At 46.9% G+C, this 21,818-nt stretch carries 16 protein-coding genes and 2 pseudogenes; 4 read left to right on the top strand and 14 right to left on the bottom strand.

Translation table 11 applies throughout. The features are described from left to right. The 8 genes and pseudogenes from T456_RS24065 to T456_RS0108860 all read right to left on the bottom strand — a co-directional run. A pseudogene (locus T456_RS24065) lies at window positions 1–824 on the bottom strand (glutamate--tRNA ligase family protein); the annotation flags it as partial. A gap of 298 nt (window positions 825–1,122) precedes the next feature. Next, a pseudogene (locus T456_RS23055) lies at window positions 1,123–1,569 on the bottom strand (EAL domain-containing protein). 467 nt (window positions 1,570–2,036) lie between these two features. After that, window positions 2,037–2,744, bottom strand: coding sequence for a sensor domain-containing diguanylate cyclase (locus T456_RS0108885; RefSeq protein ID WP_024865836.1), 708 nt, complete (start codon window positions 2,742–2,744; stop codon window positions 2,037–2,039). Next, window positions 2,695–3,201 carry a hypothetical protein gene (locus tag T456_RS0108880; protein WP_024865835.1) on the bottom strand — a complete coding sequence of 169 codons (507 nt, stop codon included), beginning with the start codon at window positions 3,199–3,201 and terminating at the stop codon, window positions 2,695–2,697. The genes T456_RS0108885 and T456_RS0108880 overlap by 50 nt, the downstream gene beginning before the upstream one ends. An 8-nt stretch (window positions 3,202–3,209) precedes the next feature. Beyond that, window positions 3,210–3,713 (bottom strand): hypothetical protein, encoded by a 504-nt coding sequence (locus T456_RS0108875; protein ID WP_024865834.1) that lies wholly within the window; start codon window positions 3,711–3,713, stop codon window positions 3,210–3,212. A gap of 45 nt (window positions 3,714–3,758) precedes the next feature. Beyond that, window positions 3,759–5,216 carry an IMP dehydrogenase gene (gene guaB, locus T456_RS0108870; protein ID WP_024865833.1) on the bottom strand — a complete coding sequence of 486 codons (1,458 nt, stop codon included), beginning with the start codon at window positions 5,214–5,216 and terminating at the stop codon, window positions 3,759–3,761. 29 nt (window positions 5,217–5,245) lie between these two features. Continuing rightward, a complete protein-coding gene (locus T456_RS0108865; protein WP_024865832.1) occupies window positions 5,246–5,755 on the bottom strand; it encodes a DUF6106 family protein in 510 nt (169 codons plus the stop codon). 213 nt (window positions 5,756–5,968) lie between these two features. Next, window positions 5,969–11,071 carry an alpha/beta hydrolase-fold protein gene (locus T456_RS0108860; RefSeq protein WP_024865831.1) on the bottom strand — a complete coding sequence of 1,701 codons (5,103 nt, stop codon included), beginning with the start codon at window positions 11,069–11,071 and terminating at the stop codon, window positions 5,969–5,971. A 151-nt stretch (window positions 11,072–11,222) separates the two neighbouring features. Here T456_RS0108860 and T456_RS0108855 point away from each other — a divergent pair, with 151 nt between their 5' ends. Further along, window positions 11,223–12,698: a helix-turn-helix domain-containing protein gene (locus T456_RS0108855; protein ID WP_024865830.1), complete on the top strand. Its 1,476-nt coding sequence runs from the start codon at window positions 11,223–11,225 to the stop codon at window positions 12,696–12,698. A gap of 40 nt (window positions 12,699–12,738) precedes the next feature. Beyond that, on the top strand, window positions 12,739–13,548 hold the full coding sequence (locus tag T456_RS0108850) for a hypothetical protein (protein WP_024865829.1): 810 nt from the start codon (window positions 12,739–12,741) through the stop codon (window positions 13,546–13,548). Here the strand turns inward: T456_RS0108850 and T456_RS0108845 are convergent, their stop codons facing one another. The 3 genes from T456_RS0108845 to T456_RS0108835 are packed head-to-tail and all read right to left on the bottom strand — an operon-like array spanning window position 13,549 to window position 16,614. Beyond that, a complete protein-coding gene (locus T456_RS0108845; RefSeq protein ID WP_024865828.1) occupies window positions 13,549–14,868 on the bottom strand; it encodes an aspartate kinase in 1,320 nt (439 codons plus the stop codon). It lies immediately after the preceding gene. Window positions 14,869–14,928: 60 nt separating this feature from the next. Continuing rightward, window positions 14,929–16,140: a homoserine dehydrogenase gene (locus tag T456_RS0108840; protein ID WP_024865827.1), complete on the bottom strand. Its 1,212-nt coding sequence runs from the start codon at window positions 16,138–16,140 to the stop codon at window positions 14,929–14,931. 21 nt (window positions 16,141–16,161) lie between these two features. Beyond that, entirely contained in the window at window positions 16,162–16,614 is a 453-nt protein-coding gene (locus tag T456_RS0108835) for an ACT domain-containing protein (protein WP_024865826.1), read from the bottom strand. 200 nt (window positions 16,615–16,814) lie between these two features. Between T456_RS0108835 and T456_RS0108830 the strand changes: the two genes are divergently transcribed. Continuing rightward, a complete protein-coding gene (locus tag T456_RS0108830) occupies window positions 16,815–17,339 on the top strand; it encodes a cold-shock protein (protein ID WP_024865825.1) in 525 nt (174 codons plus the stop codon). A gap of 1 nt (window position 17,340) precedes the next feature. After that, window positions 17,341–18,330 (top strand): helix-turn-helix transcriptional regulator, encoded by a 990-nt coding sequence (locus T456_RS0108825; protein ID WP_024865824.1) that lies wholly within the window; start codon window positions 17,341–17,343, stop codon window positions 18,328–18,330. Window positions 18,331–18,422: 92 nt separating this feature from the next. On the opposite strand, the gene T456_RS0108820 is transcribed toward T456_RS0108825, so the two are convergent. From T456_RS0108820 to T456_RS0108810, 3 genes are all read right to left on the bottom strand, one after another. Next, complete coding sequence (locus T456_RS0108820) at window positions 18,423–19,286, bottom strand: carbohydrate ABC transporter permease (protein ID WP_024865823.1); 864 nt, start codon at window positions 19,284–19,286, stop codon at window positions 18,423–18,425. Between the two features lie 16 nt (window positions 19,287–19,302). Further along, window positions 19,303–20,226 (bottom strand): carbohydrate ABC transporter permease, encoded by a 924-nt coding sequence (locus tag T456_RS0108815; RefSeq protein ID WP_024865822.1) that lies wholly within the window; start codon window positions 20,224–20,226, stop codon window positions 19,303–19,305. A gap of 117 nt (window positions 20,227–20,343) precedes the next feature. Further along, window positions 20,344–21,777, bottom strand: coding sequence for an ABC transporter substrate-binding protein (locus T456_RS0108810; RefSeq protein WP_024865821.1), 1,434 nt, complete (start codon window positions 21,775–21,777; stop codon window positions 20,344–20,346). Window positions 21,778–21,818 lie beyond the last annotated feature (41 nt).

The following is a 21,818-nucleotide window of genomic DNA, read 5'->3' as shown; positions in this document are numbered from 1 at the left end:
CCCAACCGTCAACTATGCCGTCTTCTACAAGTTTCTTGATGTATCTTTTTCCTGTTACAACGTTGTTGAGGTACATCTTGGCGAACTCGATCTGCCTTGGAGGATTCTTGTATTCGCACTCGTTCTTGACCCAGTCGTAAAGAGGTCTGTGGTCCTCAAACTCCAGTGTGCAGAGGGGAGTGTGTGATGCCCTCGATAGCATCCTCAATGGGATGTGCAAAATCATACATGGGATAGATGCACCACTTGTCACCGGTCCTTGCGTGAGTCATGTGAGCCACACGGTAGATGATCGGGTCTCTCATATTGATGTTAGGTGATGCCATATCTATCTTGGCGCGGAGAGTCAAAGCTCCGTCCTCGTACTTGCCTTCCTTCATCTCCTCAAAGAGGCGAAGGTTCTCCTCAACGCTTTTGTTCCTGTTTGGATCGTCCTTGCCGGGCTCTTGTTGAGGGTTCCTCTGTACTCCCTCTTCTGCTCTGCAGTAGCTCGGAAACTATGCCTTGCCCTTCTTGATGAGCTTGACCGCATCCTATACATCTCATCAAAATAGTCTGATGCATGGAAAAGACGGTCTCGTAATCGGCACCAAGCCACTTAACATCCTCAATGATGGCGTCCATGAACTCGGACTTCTCCTTGGTGGGGGTTGGTGTCGTCAAATCTCATATTGAACTTGCCGTTGTATTCCTTGGCCATGCCATAGTTAAGAAGAATATCTTGGCGTGTCTATGTGAAGAAAACCGTTGGGCTCGGGAGGAAAACGGGTATGTACGTGATCGTAAACACCCTCTGCCAGGTCCTTGTCGATTGCCTGCTCGATAAAGTGTCTGGAAGGAACTCCGGCACCTTCTTCATTTGTGTTGTCTTATCTCTTCTGCCATTGCTAAAAAAACCAACTTTCTAAATTATTGTGCACCTATAGTATATCATAAGAACAAGCCGTGCGATAAGATATCACTGCGGGTTATAAACGTACTTCTCCTCAAAGGCTGCCTTCTTAGAGGCTTGTCGTAATAGTATCCCTGGACGTAGGAAACACCCATACCATCCAGCGCCTTAAGCTGTTCTTCGCCTCAATTCCCTCTACGCATACCTCGGCACCGATGGATCCCGCCAGGTCAACGATGGACCTTACAAAGGCCTGGGAAATACGGATCTATATGAATATCCTTTACAAAATCCTTGTCGATCTTGATGATATCGAAGGGCAGTGCCCTGATGCTGCTGAGGGCGGAATATCCCGTTCCGAAATCATCCAGCGCAAGCCTGACTCCAAGATCCTTAATATCCAAAAAGAGTCTGCTTGGGTCCTTGCCAGGTCATTGATGGCAAGACGCTCTGTGAGCTCCAGTATGATATTTTCGGGCTTTGATGTGATTCTCTTCTATGCAGGTCCTTACAATATCAACGATATCCGTCTGCATGATCTGTACCACGGAGAGATTTACGCTTATGGCATACTCTCCGGTACCTGCCTCTTCCACAGTCTGCAGCACTCGCAGGCTTTGCGAAGGGACGTGGTTTCCAATGGGATTGATAAGTCCCAGGTACTCGGCCAGAGGCACAAAGTCATCGGGACTAAGGAAGCCCAGAGCTTCGCTGTTCCCATCTTACAAGGGCCTCAGCGCCCACATGGCGGATCGCCTTTTTTGCCCTTCTTACCCTTCTTGCCGTCTTCCTTGCTGGACAACAGGTTGGAAGAATACCTCGAATTCCTCCGCACTGCTTCTTGATGGCATCGTACATGCTCTTCTCAAGGTCGAGTCTGTGGATGGACGCGAATCAATATTGTCGGAGTATTCCGCAATCCTGTTCTTGCCGGACTTTCTTGGCCGCGTACATGGCAACGTCCGACTTTTATGAGCTCCGCTACGCTGTCGCCGTGATCCGGGAATCTTACAGTCCCATACTCATGGTGCAGTAATTAGTCGCTGTCCTTAAGATACCAGGGCGTAGCAAAAGCATCTTTTATCTCTTCGATTATCCTTTGTCTATTCTGTAATAGCTCTCAGGAGGAACGATGATGACAAACTCATCTCCCGCCCATTCTGTAGCAGGAGCTTGAGATTCCCTCTATCCTGCTGACTGCCTTCGAGATATCCTGCAAAAGGATGTCGCCGTACTGATGGCCAAGGCTGTCGTTGATATGCTTGAAGTCGTCAAGATCCAGGTACATGAGAGCACCGTGACCTCCGTTCTTTCTGGTATCCTCCACGAAGGCCGCCAGATCTTTTTCGCAGCACATTCTGTTGAAGAGGCCGGTGAGGAAATCCGTGTAGGCCTGCTGCTCAATCCTCTTCTGGTACAGCTTCTTCTCGGTAATGTCATAAATAGCGCACAGAGAAACCGGACGGCCGTCTACCCACTTGATCCTTGTATAGTAGACGTCATACCATTTTTCACGTTCTCTGTTATGAACCTCGTAGTTTCCGCTGTGGCTCCTGGGCGGAATATTCTTTTCAAAAAGATCCGAGAGCTTATTGTCCGCAAGCTCCTTGGAGAAGCTCTTTTTGAAACTCCTGTTGGCAAACAGAAGCACTCCTGAGGTTATGTCCCTTACATATATTGAACTTCCCACATTATCCAGAACCGCTTCCAGTGAGGCAAAAGAGCTGGCGAGGGAATTCTTCTGCAGTCTCTTGGTGATAATGCTCTGAAGGATCCTGATGGCATCGTTTATAAACTTAATGTCATCGATGGGACCACACCTTGCTGTTTCTGTTCTCCGTAAAGCACGCATAGAACCTTGGCATACCGTTGATCACTATGGGCATGGAGGACAAGTGCCTTGATCCCAAGGTCGTCAGCTGCTCACGCTCTCCTGCATTCATCTGGGTATCGGAGGAAATGACTACCGCCTTCTGATTGCCCAGGAACCAGCAGGTCTCCTGATCCGTCGGTACAGGGAAGAGCTTTCCAATCTCGGGAAGCGCCCACTGAACCACTATATCCATAAGATGGCCGTGATGAAGTCTGCAGGTAAAGGCATGGCTTATCTGGAGATAGGAACACAGCTTCGAGAGAGTCTGCGCCATGATCTCCTCTATGGAATCATTGCTGTCCAAAAGAGATACGATCTCAGTCATGGTCTCGGCTCTGTGGAAGGAGCTGGTCATCTCGATCTCCTGCTGCCTGCTCTCCCTGCTGATGGCAACAGCTTCAGACCTTGAGGCCTCCACTGTGATGAATACGCTCAAAGTCTCTCTTAAAAGATCAAGGGTCTTATAGAATTTGTCCTCAGAGATCTGATATTGGAAATTGTCGATGGGCGGATACTTAAAGAGCTCTTTGTCATATTTGGCGTCGGTAAAGAAAACCGCATACGACCCAGGACTGCTGACAGTACTCCACCGCTCTTTACGGCAACGGCAGCAAGTATCAGGTTTGGAATCTCCGTGATCTCCACGGCCTGATCCTCTAAATCGCTGTCCGAAACACGCTTATAGATGTTGTGAATACGAATGTCACTGACGTATTTTCTTATGATCTGAACTTCATGGGGGTTCCCGGAAAACTCAGTGAGCCGGGTTCCGTCCGCACTGATACAAAGCGCATAAACGCCGGCCATCTCGCAGAAACGGTCCTGCCAATCCTGCATCTTTTCGCCGTTTTTAAGCGCAAAATGACCCAGAGCTCCCGTCTGTGGTTCGGGAGCCAGGCCATCTCTCATCGTCATGTCGTTTTCGAAGATTACAGTTTTGTCCTGCAAATCCGTAGTCCCCTTTTTCTGTTATGTATATATAAAGCTTCCTGATTACTGTCCGTCTACACTGTAGTTAGGTGCTTCTTTTGTGATCTGAATATCATGAGGATGTGACTCACGAAGAGCTGCAGAAGTCATCTTCATGAACTTGCCGTTTTCCTTGAGCTCTTCAATGGTGCCGCAGCCGCAATATCCCATACCTGAGCGAAGTCCGCCCATAAGCTGGAATACGGTATCTTCAACTGTTCCCTTGTATGCAACACGTCCTTCAACGCCCTCGGGAACCAGCTTCTTGGCATCCTCCTGGAAATAGCGGTCCTTGGAACCGTTCTCCATGGCTGAGATAGATCCCATTCCGCGGTATACCTTGTATTTTCTTCCCTGGAAGAGTTCGAACTCGCCGGGAGCTTCGTCGCAGCCCGCAAACATTGAACCCATCATTACCACGTTGGCACCTGCTGCGATAGCCTTTGTGATATCTCCGGAGTACTTGATTCCGCCGTCAGCGATAATGGGAATACCATACTCTTTAGCGGTAGCGTAGCAATCCATAACTGCTGTGATCTGAGGAACACCGATACCTGCAACCACACGTGTTGTACAGATGGATCCGGGTCCTATACCTACCTTGACAGCATCGGCGCCGGCTTCGATAAGAGCCTTGGCAGCTGCAGCGGTAGCGCAGTTTCCTGCGATAACCTGAAGATCAGGGAATTTCTCTTTTATCATTCTGAGGCACTTAAGTACGTTCTCTGAATGGCCATGGGCTGAGTCAAGAACAACAACGTCAACCTTTGCATCTACAAGAGCCTGTACTCTCTCGAGAACATTGGCGGAAATACCAACACCTGCGCCGCACAGAAGCCTTCCCATCTCATCCTTGGCTGAGAGAGGATACTTGATGGTCTTCTCGATATCCTTGATGGTGATAAGTCCAACAAGGTTATAATCGTCGTCTACAATGGGGAGCTTTTCCTTTTTGGACTTGGCCAGAATGCTCTTGGCCTCCTCAAGAGTGATACCCTCTTTGGCAGTGATCAGATTCTCACTGGTCATTACCTCTTTTATCTTCTTGGAGAAGTCTTTTTCAAATTTAAGATCACGGTTTGTGATGATACCTACCAGCTTCTTGCCCTCAGTGATAGGCACACCTGAAATTCTGAACTTGGCCATCAGCGAATCCGCATCAGCCAGAATATGATCCGGTGAAAGTGAGAAAGGATCTGTGATTACTCCGTTCTCGGATCTCTTTACCTTGTCTACTTCCTCGGCCTGAGCCTCGATAGACATGTTCTTGTGAATGATACCGATACCGCCCTGTCTGGCCATTGCGATAGCCATTCTGTGCTCTGTTACGGTGTCCATTCCTGCGCTCATAAGTGGAATGTTGAGCTTTATCTTCTTTGTAAGATAAGTGCCTACATCAACCTGATTAGGTATTACCTGCGAATAAGCAGGCACCAAAAGTACGTCATCAAAAGTAATTCCTTCTCCAATAATCTGTCCCATTTTCTCATCCTCTCCGCTTTAAAAAATCATTAATCTGTGAATACTTTTCTGGGTGCAACGCTCTTAACTGCTGCAACAAACTCGCTTGTTGGTTCAAAGACCACTTTTTCCTTGCCGTCGTAGATAAATGTATAAGTGGGGTCGGGCTGAGGATTCTTCTCTCTTGCAGAATAGTCCACAGTCTTAAAAGATCTGTTCTTGAACTCATCGAGATGATATGAACGTGAAGGTGCAAGAACCTCGATCTTGGTAACATCGTACTTGGCGACATTCTTACGCCTTGACTTGTTCAGGATCTTGTCAACGGTGATTTCCTTGTCACAATACTGATATTCAAATTCGATATTGGCATTTAAAGACAGGAAATAGTAGCCAACGCCGGCGGCTACACAAAGGATAAGCCCGATGATACCCAGGCCTGCCAAAGAAGATAGAAAGAAAGCTACAGCCAGCACAAGAGAAATGATGCTTAGGATTTTCACCGCAGGTGACGCCTTGCTGACTACGAGGCACTCAACATAACTGTTGTCATTCATCATGTCAGAAATACTCCTCCATATAAGACATTTTCAATTTTTAACGATAATCTTATAGTATCCGCGTTCAAGTTTCAAGGGATTTCTTGGGTTTATTTTACTTAAAAATGCGCTACTTTAATTATATATGTTTTATCGAATAAAAAAAACTGAATTATTTGTAAAAATGCTCCCGGGGAATTTCCCCGGGAGCACTGTTTTACGTAGAACTGCTGCTTACTGTCTGCGTCTTCTTACTGCCGCAACTCCTACTGCTGCTAAAATTGCTGCAGCGATTATAATGGCAAAGATAACGCCTGCATTAACACCGCCTTCATTGACAGTGTCGGAAAGAGGAACGGCATTTTCCTCTATATCAACCTGATTCTGAGTTGCACCTTCTTCTACAGAAGGAGTCTCATCAGCAGATTTATCAAGGGTAACCTCAGGCTCAGCCACATTTTCTGTCGTATCCAAAGCGGCTGTCTCATCGCTGCCTTCTTCGCCCTGCCCTGCTGCATTTGCATCCTCTGTATTTCCGGCTGTGTTTCCTGCGGAGGATCTGCTTCTTCCTGTCGATCCTTTTCTTCCTGCTGCCGCAGCTTTACCTTCTTCCTTCACTGCGCCAAGTACCTGTGCAGCTTCCTTAACATTTCCGCTTCCGGAGGCCCCGGACTCATAAGAGGCCATAGCCTCGGATGCGGAAGTTTCCTCTGAAGGACTGATACGGTTTTCTTCAGAAGGACTAGGGGGTATTACTGCCTGATTTCCCGGAAGCGATACTGATGCTACCGCAGGATAGTCCAGGAGATTGGCCGATGCCACAAGTGTGTACTGCTCATCCTTGCTGATTCCGTAGCCTGTAAGTTCAAAGTCAAAGCTAAGGTTTGCAGATGAGTTCACATATGAAGTCCTGCTGCTCTTTGCAACGGTAACGCCATTCTTGTCGACGAGGCGCAGAGTTACAGGCACTGCAAGATCCGGGTTTGTGTTCTTTGTGAAATCCGATACCGGTATGGTAGTCAGATATTCTTTTACCGAGTCGTTTACGGCAACAGTTACGGTTGCCTTCGCGCTTCCCTTTGAAACAGACGCATTCTTAAGTCCGACCTTGAGAACTCTGCCGGCCTCATTAGCGGTAACGCTGGGAATCCTTGCGGTCATATAGCTGAAGCTGTCAACCACATAGGGCTTGTAGAAGGCACTGTCGTGGGCACCCTCCTCCAGCTCGAAGAAGTGGTCGATCTTAACATTTCTAAGAAGTGCATCCAGCTCGATGGCGGGCACACCAAACTTGTAAAAGTCCTGGTTTCCGCAAACGAAATACTGTCCGTAGTATCCAAGGAAATCAAGATATCCCTTGCTGTACTGGTCTTTGGCTATATCAAGTGGCTTAGCTCCCATGTTGAGTGCACCGAAATAGCTGATTATTCCGGAAAAGAGATCAGGATTTCTCAGGCCTATATTGTAGGAGCCGCTGCCGCCCATGGAAGCACCCACGGTGAATCTGAATCTGGCATCCTTAACCGTGCGGTAGTTCTCATCAATGAAGGGGAGGATATCCTCGGTCACCATATCTACCCATTCTCCCATCCACCAGCTTTCAGGCTGGCTGTCAGGTATTACAAGGATCGTATTCTTTATAACTCCCGCAGCTATTCCTGCATCCAAAAACTCATTGATTCCGTCGATCTTCCAGGAATTACTGCTACTGTTGTACTGATGGAAAACATAGGCTACCGGGTATCTCTTGTCCGCATTAGCCTCATCGAAGTAGCCCTCGGGAAGGTATACAAGGAAGCTCTCGTTTCCGTCACCTTTCGTTGCTGTCTCTCTGTGAGGAGAGTATATATACTGGGTATAGAATCTATCGTGCTCACCGTAAAGAAGAGCCTTATTCTTTTCAACTCTGAAATAGTCATTAACCTCAAGCTGCAAGGTGCTGCCATCTTCTGTCTCTATGGTCCTTCTTGCCTGATAGAGATACAGATCGTCACCGGCATTGTATACAGCAGCCTCCGCATCGCTTATCACAGCTTTTCCATATGACTTTACCGTTTCAAGAAGCTTGTTCTTATCTGTTCCCGTCTGGAAATAGGCATCGGAAACAGTCCGCGCATATTTCTCAAGATTCCCCTCTGAAACAGCCTTTATCTGTGCTTCCACAGTCTTCTCAATCAGCTCTGTGGGCTCAGAATCGGCAAGAACACTGGGTGTACTGTTGAGCTTGTTGAAAGCTGCCTGGGAATAGAGTCCGGGATGGCCCTTGTACCAGCCGCCGTCCCCGGATTTGTTGTGAGCAAGAACCGCAACATAGTTTTTGCCGCCGAAGTTCAGTATATCCGGATTCACCTCATAGGCTCTGTAAGTATCCCACTGATCGCTCTCAAATTTCCAGGTATAGGAAGTCATGCCGGTGCTGCCGATCTTGACACCGTTTATAAAGGTGATATCTCCCTCATCCAGATATCCTATGGGCATCTGATAGGTTCCAACGGTAAAATCTTCGGGAATATCAAACTCTCTTACATACCAGGCATATCCCACAAAGTTCCTCGCTACACCGTTGGTTCCGTTCCACCAGGTAATGCAGGGAGTTGCTTCATCCCAGCTGTTATAATCTCCAAGATCAAGTGTTCCGTCCTCGTTTGTCCAGTCACTCTTTTTAAAAGAATCTTCTGCAATGGGCTTAACTTTCCATACACCCATAAAATCTATGACCTGATCTTCCGGAGCTGTTCCCGTCTTAAGAACACGCACAAGATCCTGGGTGTCAACCGCAAAGCTTGTGCCCCGCAGTGTAGCTACCAGCGCAACGGAAGTGCTAATGTTCTCCACACGGTTGGGAAGAGTAACAGAGCCTTCGAAAACGCCTGCTCCCACTTCAAATTCACCCACGGAAACAGTCTCAAGCACCTGTGAGTTATCGGGATTTATCAGAACAATGGAAACATCCATTTTGCTCTTTGTGCCGTAGAAAGTACTGTAGGTATCCGCAACCTGTATCCTGAAGGATGCCTCGATCTCCTCCACGGATTCCAGAGCGGACTGGGGTGTAAGAGTCAGGGATCCTGTCACAAGATTCTGAGTGATCCTTCTGTTGATGCCCTTTATTGCTTCATCTACGCTCTTTGTCTCAAAGGCCTCATCGAAAACGCCGTTCTTGATGGAGAAATTCTGGGAATATTCGTCTGCATTACCGAAGTATAAGGTATAGAATCCGCCGTAGGCTGATGAATTCTGAATAAAGTACCTGATGACGCTGTTGGCGCCGTTCTCCCTGTAAGCCCTCTCATCCTCGGATGCGGCAGAGAGATAAGTATAGAATTTAAGTGCTGTGCTGTTATTGAGCTTGCTTACAGAAAGAATGTTTCCGTATTTTTCAAGCCACATGTTGGCTTCACCGGCATAGTCTCCGTTGATTGAAGCCATAAGTCCGAACAGCCCGGGATTTGACTGGAATTTTCCGCTGCCATCTGTATAGGTAAGAATATGTGCAAGATATCCGCCGGTTTCTTCACCTATAACAGCGCGGTAACGAGCATCCTTCAGGGTCTTATACCTATTGTCAACCTCGCTGATGATCCTCTTTACTTCGCTGTATGGATCAGAGTCCTTGTCAAATCTCACTTTTACAACGATCATGTCCATGGCAGTGTTTCCAAGGGCACTGTCTATTCTCTCATAAACAGTATCAGAAAAGCTGTCAATGCCGTCATTTGGCATCACATAGACAACGGGATATGATGCTCTTGCAGTGCTGTAGCCCTCAGGAAGTATCACTTCGTAATCAGGAGAAGCTCCCTCTTCCTGTGTACTCTTTTTGCTGAAGGAAAAGAGCCAGCTTGCATACCGCTCGTCATCGGCGACAATACACTCCACCCCATGGGCATCGCCCTGTGCTCCCGAAGCATTGAGCTCATCCAAGCTGTAGGTTGTAAACAGGATGTCTTTTGCCCCAAGCTCCTGAAGAGCGTTGTACATCTTGGCAGTGCCTGCGTAAGGAGCAGTAGTGTCCTGATCGCACTGAGCTATATAAATATTCTTATCCTTGATCTTCCCAAGGTTCTCTTGGGTCGTTACATTTCCGAAATAGTCTGTGTAGGCAACCGCAGGAGCCATAGAGATGGAGGCAGCTGAATATTCCGGATAGCGCTCATTAAATTCCATGACAGCAGCTCCCCCAAAGGACTTACCTGTTACATAGATCCTATCGGGGTCAACTTTACCCTCAGCCACAAGGCCGTCCACAACAGCTTTTGTTCCATCATAAACAGCATTCCTTGCCGCCTCTGACACATAGGAATATCCTCCGAACACCGGAGCGATAACATATGCCGGGCGCTCTGCCTGTGCACTGCTTTCAGCCCAGGTAACCGCAATCCTGTTTGCATAGAGATTTTCGTCATCTCCAAAGCCATGGAACACGATCACCGCAGGAACCGGCCCCTCTGCTTGGGGGCTGTACAGATTGTAGGAGATGCCGTTGTCGTTTTTTGCCCGGAAATCATCCGCTACAGGTGTCACCGTTTTTGTGGCATCCTTGTTAAAAGAAAACAGTTCCTTGTCATCATAGGTGCATGTAACCGTATACTCCGGAACATAGTAGTACCTGTCCGGGAACGCTCCGGGAACTATGGTTATCTGATCTCTTTTCTCGTTAAAAGAGACAGATTCAACATCCACTGTAATGTCTCTTTCCGATATGTCGGGTGAAAGCCACCCTGTTTTACTTGCCTTTATGCTGATGTTCTCAGCTCCAAGCTCTATGTCTTCAGCCATGGCCTTGTCCAGCTCAACTACCATGCTCACCGGATATTGACCAAGCTTCATGACCTCTGTATTCACAACTACTGAGGTGACCTCCGGGAGAGCGGTCACATCTTCTTTTTCCTCTTCTGCTTTTGTAAAGTCGTCTTTTACTTCGTCTTCCTCTTTTACTTCTTTCACTTCTTCGTCTTTGCCCGCTTCCTCTTCCGATCCTGCTTCCTCTTCGCCGTCGGAACCGGACTTTACGCCTTCCTTTTCATCTTCCGTAGCTTTCTTCTCGGATTCGCCGCCATGATCCCCCTCTTGGGATCCGGGCTTTTCGCTTCCCTCTTCATCTGCCGGAGCTTTCTTCAATGTGTCTTCTGTCACACCCTCTTGTTTATCTTCCTGCTTGCCGTCAAGGCTGCCGGCATCCTTCGAACCCCCTTCGTCGATGCCTTCCGGTGATACTTCGGAAAGATTTCCCTCAGCCAAAGCCGTGACGGAAGTCATCTGTCCGAAAATCCCCGTGAATACCATGGCACAAGCCGTTCCCATGCCAAGAAGGCGATTAACAAAACGCTTTTTCATCAGTAACCCTCCTTATTATTTTTGGTAAAAATCTCCCGAACAATCCGATTCTAGCATTTTGCTTTTGTAATTATCAGACACCGGAAACACAAAAAGAGATATACTTTTTGTGCGTCATGCACTATAATGTTTCTCATTGGAGGTTATAGCTATGAATGGGGCTACTATAAAAAAGCTGTTAGCATCAAATAACGCGGTGCAAGCCTGTAATATCAAGGATAATGCCGATATTAAAGATGTGGATTTTTGGAGCAGTGACCTGAAATCACCGAAAGACATCTCACAGCACACACTTTACCTTGCCGCAGCAGAGGAGTTTGCCTTTGTGCATGATGCCCACATATCCAGTGTCACGGCGGACAGAGAGAAGCTGCCGGCTCTTTTTCATGAGATACACAAGAACCTGGCCAAGGAACTGGCTGCGGAGCGGGCTTACATCCGCCTTCTCAAGAACATGTACGCAGGGGAGAGTATCCAGTCCTTTCTTGACGATTACGCCAAAGACAACGGTCATTTCATCGCTGTTCTTGATATCAGCGGTCGAATTCTGGCTTATTCAGACACCGTTATAGAGAACACAGTATGGGAGCAGGCAGTCAAGGACGGTTTCTGCGACTTCGATTTCATGGAGCACATCAGAAGCCGCTCCAAGATGAGCAGACAGGGATCCACCGATATTCCTTCCGTCTACTACTGCAAAAACAAGGCCCTGTACTATCTTTCCAACAGGATCCGTATTGACGGCAAGTATGTGGGAAATGTATTCATGATAAGAAGGACTGAGGACTTTAAGGAACAGGACTACGATGTCATTTCCACCGTAAGCCGCATCTACTCTGACATCATCCGCAAGGAACAGCTAAGTAACGATGTCAATACCTATCTCTACGGCGGCATTCTCGGTGACCTTTTATCCGGAATGACTGATGCCCAGGCCAGATCAAGGCTTCGCACCAGCGGACTCATCTTTCCGGCTAATATGCGTGTGGTTCTGTTAAGATCCTTGCAGTACCTCGGGGAGAAGTATTTCCACAACACGCTGCTTCCCAAGCTTCAGTCCTATCTGCCGGTGTTCCCCTACCTTATGCACAGGGAGGGCCTTATCATCGTGGCCGATAACGATATGTTAAAGACCCCGGGGCTCACCGATAAGTTCAACACTTTCTGCACAGAGCAGCACCTTGTAGCAGGTGTATCAGACTGTTTTCAGGATCCCGTGGATTTCCCGGAGTACTTTGAACAGGCTCTGTCGGTTGTACACCTTGCCCAGAAGCTCAACAGAGAGAAATCGGTTCTCCTTTTCAGGGATTATTCCTTCTATCTTCTCATAGCAAGTGTCAAGGACAAGCACAGATTAAAGAGCATAGCTCACCCCGCCCTCTCAACCCTCAGGAATTACGACAAAGAAAAACAGGCATCATTGTTCGAAACGCTGCGTACTTTCATAGCCTGCGGCTACAGCCCCACCGAGGCGGCCGATGCGCTGTTCCTCCACAGGAACACGTTTAATTATCGCAAGAAAAAAATCGAGGATCTGTGCGGCATTTCTCTGGAAGACATCGGGACCAGATTCCAGCTGGCCTGCTCCTATCAGATTTTTGACTACCTTGACAGTTCCTTTGAATAAACGTAGAATGCATTCATATTTTTAAGCTTTCGGAGGAATTATGGCAGAACAGAATTCGGTAAGCGAAGAGATTCGCGCACAGCGACAGAAGTTAAAGGGACAAGGCTTTAAGGCCCATTGGGATTACTTCTGGGAGTACTACAAGATCCACACCATCGTGGCAGTGGTTGCCTTGATCTTCCTTATTTCACTTATAAGACAGATTGCAGACAATAAACCCTACGCTCTCTATGCCATGGCTATAAACTGCGCGGGATTTGATGTACAGGAGAACCTGCAGAACGGTTTCTATGAATATGCCGGTATCAATAAGAAGGAGCTTGAGGTCACCATCGACTGCGCCTCAACCTTTGACTATTCAAGCCTTGACACAGCTACCGTGGCTACCAGCGAGAAGATCATGGCCCTCATGGCCGCTTCGGACCTTGACTGCGTGGTTGCTGACAAGGAAGCCTTCTTCCACTTTGCGGCCCAGGATAACTTCACGGATCTTAGAAATGTCTTTTCCCCGGAAGAACTTGAGAGTTTCGGGGACAATGTGCTCTACATCGACAGAGCGTACATTGATTACGTAGGTTCCGATGAATACAGTGCATATATCATGTCCCATGAGTATGACAAGGAAAATAAGTACGCCGAGATGGCAGCAAGACACGATGAGACCGGGGAATATATCAACATCCCTGTGGATGAGATGGAGGATCCCGTGCCTGTGGGCATAATCCTTGAGGGAACCACCACCATAGAAAAAAGCGGCGCCTACTATGCTTCCACGCCTGTTGCGGGAATCACGGTAAACACCGCCAGATTGGACAATGCCAAAAAGTTTGTTGAATATTTGTATCAGTGATCAGATCTGAGTAGTTACAAAGATGTCGTAGATGGCGCTTATGGCCTTCTCGAAATCCCTGTTCTCAACACCGATGATGATGTTAAGCTCCGATGAGCCCTGATCGATCATGCGGACGTTGACACTGGCGTGGGCAAGGGCGGAGAAGATTCTTCCCGCAGTTCCTCTTGTGGACTTCATGCCTCGTCCCACAACAGCGATAAGTGCAATATCGGATTCGATCTCAAGCATATCAGGATGAGCAAGTCTGTGGATCTCAGATACCACGGACTGCTCTTTTTCTATGAATTCATCCTGCTGTACGAACACCGTCATGGTGTCGATTCCTGAGGGAACATGCTCTATGGAGATGTTCTGATCCTCGAAAGCCTGAAGGACTCTTCTTACAAATCCAACCTCGGAGTTCATCTGATCCTTCAGAACGTTCACGCAGCAGAATCCCTTCTTTCCGGCAATTCCGGTGATAACGAATTTAGATTTCTTGGCTGTGGATTCAACGATCCATGTGCCGGGATCCTCAGGTTTATTGGTGTTCCTGATGTTGATGGGAATGCCTTCTTTTCTTACAGGGAAGATGGCGTCTTCATGAAGCACGGAAGCGCCCATGTATGCCAGCTCTCGAAGCTCTGTATAAGTGATGGTATCGATATACGGAGGCTTGTTGATGATCCTGGGATCTGCAACAAGGAATCCTGAAACATCTGTCCAGTTCTCGTATACATCAGCCTTGATGGCTCTTGATACGATGGAACCCGTAATATCAGAACCGCCTCTTGAGAAGGTTTTTATGCTTCCGTCGGGGTAAGCTCCGTAAAATCCGGGGATAACAGCCTTGGGGGTCTTCTCAAGCTTTTTTGCCATGAGTTTGTTGGTCTTCTCGCTGTCGAATTCTCCGCTCTTATCAAAGGCAACTACTGTTGCGGCATCTACGAATTCATATCCAAGATAGGCTGCCATGATGATACCGTTTAAGTACTCTCCGCGGCTGGCTGCATAATCTGTGCCTGCGCCGGCCTTGAAGTTCTTCTCGATGGTCTTGAACTCGTTCTTAAGATCAAGCTTTAAGTTAAGGCCTTTGATGATCTCGTCGTAGCGGGCCTTGATGTCTGCAAGCTGCTTGGAAAAGTCTTTGCCGTTCGCCGCAAGATCGTAGGTCTTGTAGAGCATGTCAGTAACCTTGGTGTCTTTGGAATTTCTTTTGCCGGGAGCAGAAGGAACCACGTAAACTCTCTCGGGATCCGACATGATGATCTCGCCGACCTTCTTAAACTGGTCTGCGCTGGCCAGCGAGCTTCCTCCGAATTTAACTACCTTTTTCATAATAGACGTCCTCTTTCATATATTGTTTGGGACAGCAGCCTGTCCCTATAATGCGATTTATCAATAAAGTCTGATGTAGCCCTTTACGCTGTCCATCTTCCAGAGCTTCTCTTCGAAATCTCTCTCGGAAAGATCTCCTGTAACAAAAGCGAACTCGCCGCTTACGTTGTCGTTTCTAACCTCATCAACATCTCTTCCGAAGACCTCAAGAGCCTGTTCCTTGCACTGGGAGGGAACTCTCACAAAGAAGCTGCGGACTGCGTTGTCCTTGGAAACAACAGTGGCAGGTTCTGCCTTCATATTTATGTTAATGTGTTTGCCTCTGTGCTTGATGATATCAATCATATCAGCTACAACAGCACTGGCTGTAGCCTTCTTGCCTGCGCCTTTGCCGTAGAACATAACATCGCCGAGCATGTTGCCGTGAACGCTGATGGCATTGAATACGCCGTTGACATTGGCAAGGGAATTTTCATAGGGAATAAGGAACGGAGCAACCATATTGAGAAGGACGCCGTTCTCGTTCTTTCTGCAAATAGCAAGGAGCTTGATTGCCATATTCAGTGTCCTTGCATACTCAAAATCTTCAATACTGATGCGGGTGATTCCCTCAGTATAAATTTCTTCGCTGTTAACATATTTGCCGCTCAAGAGACTGGCCAGGATAGCAAGTTTGCGGCGGGCATCATAGCCTTCGATATCAGCCTCGGGATTGCGCTCTGCGTAGCCTTTGTCCTGGGCAGCCTTAAGAACAGTGGCAAAGCCGGTGCCTTCCTTGTCCATCTTGGTGAGGATGTAGTTGGTGGTACCGTTGAGGATTCCTGTGACAGAATCGATCTTCTCGTGCTTCATGGAATCATTCAGTGTACGCAGAACGGGGATTCCACCGCCTACGCTGGCCTCAAAGAGATAGCTTGCGCCGTTCTTTTTGGCGATTTCTTCAAGCTCAGGGCCGTGAGCAGCAACCAGTTCCTTATTGGAGGTGCATACGCTCTTGCCTCTCTCAAGCGCACTCTTTTCAAAAGAGAAAGCAGGCTCGATACCGCCCATGGTCTCACAGATAACCTCTATCTCAGGATCATCCAGAATTATGTTGATGTCGTGTACAACCTGGGTCTCATGCTTGTCCCCGGGGAAATCTCTCAGATCCAGAATGTATTTAACTTCCAGCTTCTCGCCGGCGCTCTCCAATACCTGATCTGCATTTGTGTCCAAAACTTCTACAACACCGCTTCCTACAGTGCCATATCCCAATACTGCTACCTTTGCCATATGTTCCTCCAAGTTTTTTATTTAAAATGCAGCGCTGCGGCCCGTGATGTGGACCTTGTGCACGCCTTCTGTCTTTTCCATGATGGAGATCATCTCCATGATATCCCGCGTTGTGGGCAGAACCTGAATTGTGATTGAAATAGATGCCACTCCGTTAAGGGGAATGGACTGATGTATTGTAAGAATATTCGCTCCGAACTCAGCTATGAGATTGAGCACGTATGACAACAGCCCCACCTCGTCATTCATCTGAAAGGTCAGGGTAAGTGTGGTTCCCTGAAGGCTGTCATGAAATTCGTAAATATCTTCCTTGTACTTGTAAAAAGAGCTGCGGCTTATGCCCAGACTTGCTGCTGCCTCATTGACGGTCTTGACCTTCCCCGATTCAAGAAGTTTCTTGGCCTCCACCACCTTCAGAAGCACCTCCGGAACAGCCTGCCTTCTGATTACATAATAACCTGTATCCTGCTGCACTGTGTTCTTCTCCCGCGGACATTTGTTTGCATACGAAAGATTTTAGCACTTTAAAGTTATATAGGCAACCCTAAATATACATAAATATTGACTTTTTATGCATTATTCTTTGTACAAAGTGCAAAAATCGGCCTTATAATAGAGGTATGTAACCATATTTTCCCTTTATCAAAGGGATCACAGCAGGAGTGATACAGGTCATGAGTGATGACAATAAAAAATTACGCGGCCGCATTGTCCGGTTCGATATGGATGAAGGATTCGGTTTTATTTACACAGATGACTGGAGTGACATATTCTTTTCCACCTATGATTTCCTTACCACAAAAGACGAGAAACATGCCCGCGTAGGTTCAATAGTAGAATTTTATGTTGCCGATTCCAGAGGGCATTTGCAGGCCAGGGAGATACAAGTCATTGAAGTCTACCCTTCCGGCGAAGAGATCCAAATGCCCAACGGCAAGTTTCTTCACCTGCGAGCCCTGAAGAAATTCGGAATTACCAGCGGGAGATCTGCGCTGAAACTGGTGAATGTCAGCGAGGAAGAGCTCATCGCTCACGGGCATTCGGTGTATGAATGCCGGTTTCTTTTTTTCTCTACATCCATAGGTGAATATCGGTTCTTTTCCGAAGACTCTTTTATCGAGGGCGACGGACACTGTAACATTGACAAATGCTACGATGAATTAAAAAGAAAATTGCTGTTTCTGGATCAGGAGGCCTGATATGCCAAAGGGAACCAAACAAAAACTCAAACTTTATTACCTCAGCCAGATAATGATAGAGGAGACAGATGATGAGCACGGTCTTACCATGCCGCAGATAAAGTCCTTTCTCGAGGAAAGAGGTGTTACCGCCGACAGAAAGAGTCTTTACGACGATCTTGAGTCCCTGAGGGAACTTGGGCTTGATATCATCGGAGAAAAGGTCGGCAAAAGCTATCAGTACCACGTTGGCAGCAAACAGTTCGAGATTGCCGAGCTAAAGCTTTTAGTGGACGCGATACAGTCCTCCAAGTTCATTACCGAGAAACAGTCCAACACACTTATAAAGAAACTCACGGAAATGGTCAGCAGGTACGAGGCCTCACAGCTTCGCCGCCAGGTATTCGTCCAGGGCCGCATCAAGACCATGAACGACAGCACCTTCTATAACGTGGACTACATTTACAACGCCATTTCCGACAACCGGCAGATTGAATTCGAATACATGAAGTGGAATGTGCAAAAAGAGCTGGTGCCGCGACGGGAGGGCCTGTATAAGGTAAGTCCCTGGGCACTTTTCTGGGACGACGAGAACTACTATCTCATAGCCTTTGAGGATGGCTCAGATCGTCTCAAACACTACCGCGTGGACAAAATGAAGCATATTACTATCTGCGATGAGAAACGTCAGGGAAAAGAGCTGTTTGATAAGATCGACCTGGCCAAATACTCCCAGAGAAACTTCGGAATGTTCGGCGGCGAATCAACAATGGTAAAACTCGCCTTTAGAGACGACCTTGCCGGCGTTATCATAGATCGTTTCGGAAAAGATATAACGATTCGCCCATCGTCCCAAAAAGGCTGGTCGGAGTGCCGTGTTGAGGTAGCTGTCAGCGATCAGTTTTTTGGCTGGATATTTGCTCTTGGGCAGGGGGTTAAGCTTCTGGAACCCGAAGATGTTGTTAAGAAGCTAAAGAAGGAATTTGAAGAGGTTATTAAGCTATATAAATAAAGTAAACGTGAAAAGCCATGGCATCGGGGAATGCCATGGCTTTTCGTAACGCTTATAAAAGGAAAGAGTAAATTAGGAGGATATCTAATAGATCATCCTTTAACTGCACCTGCGGCCATACCGCCAACGATGTACTTTGAAAGGATGAGATATATCACAATAACCGGGAAGATTGATGCGGCAATCATAATGTAGATCTGACCCATATCAAATCTTAACCAGTCAGCTCCTCTAAGCTGAGCGATCATAACAGGAAGTGTCTTCTTAACATCAGTATGCAGGATCAGGGCAGGTGTGAAGTAGTTATTCCAACTTCCTACAAATGCGAAGATCATCTGTACACTGATAGCGGGCTTGATGAGTGGAAGAATGATTGTATTGAAGGTTCTGAACTCACCTGAGCCGTCAATTCTTGCTGCCTCAACAAGAGACAGAGGAAGGTTACTCTCCATGTACTGCTTCAGATAGAAGTAAGTTACAGGTGAAGCAATAGCAGGAATAATAAGTGGAACAATGGAATCATCCATGCCAAGCCTTACAATCAAACGCAGGAAACCAAGCGCTGTAACCTGTCCGGGAATCATCATAATTGCAAGGATAAATGTTGCAATGGCTGCTCTTCCCTTAAACTGATATGTATTGATGGCATAAGCTGTCATTGCTGAGAAATATGAGCAAAGAACAGCAGTACAAGCTGATACGATCAAACTGTTGATAAAACCTCTGGCAATAGGAATAGTACCTGTTACAAGGCTGGTCCAGTTTTTCATCAGATATTTGCTTGGTAACACTGTGAATCCAAGTGTCATCTCTGAGTGTGATCTTGTTGAGTTAATAAGCAGTATGTAAAACCAAATAAGGCAAAGGAAACTAAAGAATATAAGAACTATGTAAGCTATTGTTCTTCTTACCCCGATAGGCACGCCATGGGGCTTCATTGTTGTATCGTTATTCATCCCTCTTCCTCCTCTCTCAATTCTTTTCCCTGGTGCTGTTAATCCTAAAGACAATCAGACTCAGGATACCTGTTACTATGAACATGAATACTGACAATGCACCACCACGGCCTACGTCCTTACTTGTAAGGTAACGGTTCAGCAACATGATGACTGTGGTAAGGGAATCTGTAGGATTACCTCTACCGTTTGTCAGGATCTGAGGAACATCGAACATCTGCAGACCACCGATAAGTGATGTGATCAGCACATATACGAAGATGGGGCGAAGAATAGGCATTGTAATTTTGAAGAATACCTGTGAAGCTGTGGCTCCGTCAACCTGTGCAGCCTCATACAAAGAAGAATCAATACCAAGCATACCTGCCATAAGGAGGATCGTGGTATTACCAAACCACATCAGGAAGTTCATCAGCATTACCAGAACTCTTGATGCAATAACATACTGGAAGAACTTATAGGGCTCTTTTATAACATGAAGAGCTAAAAGAATCTGGTTTACAGGGCCGCTGTCTGAGAACAATGCAAAGAACAACATTGAGAACGCTGATGCCATGATCAGGTTAGGCATGTAGATAACGGTCTTGAAGAATCTCTGACCCTTAAGTCTAAGGCTGGGATCTGAGAACCAATAAGCCAGCAAAAGAGCTATTGTAATCTGCGGAATGAATCCGCCAACCCACATGATAAGTGTGTTTACCAAATATTTCCAAATTTCCGGTGAACCAAGAAGAGTTACATAGTTCTGGATTCCAACAAAGTTGGGACCGATCTGTTTCAAACCGGAACGATAATTTTCAAAGAAACTGTTATAGATTGTGGAACAAAGCGGAATAAAACTGAAAATAAGATATGTAACAAAGAATGGAATTAAGAAAATATATCCCCATCTGTTAAACTTGACAACATTGTTGTTGCCTTTGGACTTCTGATTGCCCATGCTCACTACCTCCGGAAAACTTACTCTTACTCTCTAATCCTCAAGCGTTTTTTTAAAGAATTGCCTGCCGGACAAGCCGGCAGGCAATGATTAGACTTAGATCAAATGAACTGCAGATTATCTTGTAAGCTCAGGATATCTCTGAAGTGCAAGTGTGTAGAACTGTTCAAGAGCCTCATCATATGTAGCATAGTTGCCGTTGATGTAGTCGCCCATAGCTGTCTGGAAGTCACCAAGAAGACCCTGATCATAAGCTGTAAGGTTAGCCATATCGATTTTGTCAGCGCCTGCGCAGAACATCTTAAGAGGGTTCTGTCCACCAAGAACTGCGTTCTGGTAAGAAGGATCGTTTGCAAGCTCTTCCATAACAGGTCTGTTGTTTACGAAGTCATTGTCCTTAAGAACGATGTCCTTCATAACTTCAGGATCCATTGTCATCTTTCTCATGATATCAGCAACGAGTGAAGGGTTATCTGTTCCAGTTGCTGCGCAGATCCATGTGCCGCCCCAGTAGAAGCCCTGAGGTCCCTCAGTTGCTGCCCAACCGCCCTGGTTAGCTACAGATGCTTCAGGCTCAGATACATCAGCTGCCATACAGAAGTCGATCAGCCAAGCGGGTCCAAAGTAAGCGAATACCTTTCCTGAAGGATAGAATCCCTTGTTCCAGTCTTCTCCCCACTGTCCCCATGTGTTGCAGTAGCCAGCGTCAGCGAGCTTCTTGGAATCCTCAACCCACTTCTTAAGGTTGTCATCAACCTGGATCTGTGTTCCGTTAACCCAAGGAAGCTTAGCGTTGTTCTGATATACACGGAATGTGTCAGCTGTTGAAGAAATTACATCGTAACCAGCCTTGTCGAGCTCACCGGCTGACTCAAAGAACTTATCCCAATCAGAGAACTTAGCCTGGATCTCTGCAGGCTCATCTGTTCCGAATACTTCCTTAGCGATCTCTCTGTTGTAGATCATAACACCAGGGCAGCCCTGCCATGAAGTTCCTTTAAGAACGCCGTTAGAATCTGTTACAACTGCCTGTGTGTAAGAATACTGATCCTTGAGCTCATCATCTGTGATACCAAGGTCCTTGATAGGCATTGTGTAATCTGTATCTGTGTACTTAACTGCGTAGTCAGCCTCTACAAGGAAAAGGTCAATCTTGTCATCTGCTGCAGCGCTGTCCTGTGCAAGAAGAAGCTCATCAAGTCTGTTCTGATATGCGTTCTCCTCGTTAGGAGTGATCAGCCAGTTAACTGTTACATCACCGATCTTACCGGTTGTTCCGTCGATAACTTCGTATCCGGGATAGTGATCTGTAAGACGAGACTTGAACTCCTCATTCCATGCAGAAATGTTGAGAACCTTTCCTTCGTCTGCTGCAGGAGCTGCTTCCTCTGCTGCAGGAGCTGCTTCCTCAGCTGCAGGTGCCTCTGCTGCAGGTGCTTCTGCTGCAGGAGCCTCAGTTGCTGCAGGTGCTTCAGCTGCGCTGCCGCAACCAGCCAGCATGCCTGCTACCATAGTTGCTGAAAGTAAGAAACCGAGTACTTTCTTTTTCATAAATACTTTACCTCCCTTTTCTCTTTAAAAGAATTTTGAGT

It is taken from the genome of Butyrivibrio sp. FCS014 (assembly GCF_000526935.1).
GTDB lineage: Bacteria > Bacillota > Clostridia > Lachnospirales > Lachnospiraceae > Butyrivibrio.
Note: the sequence above shows the minus strand (reverse complement) of the source record. Positions and strands in the feature narration are given on the sequence as shown.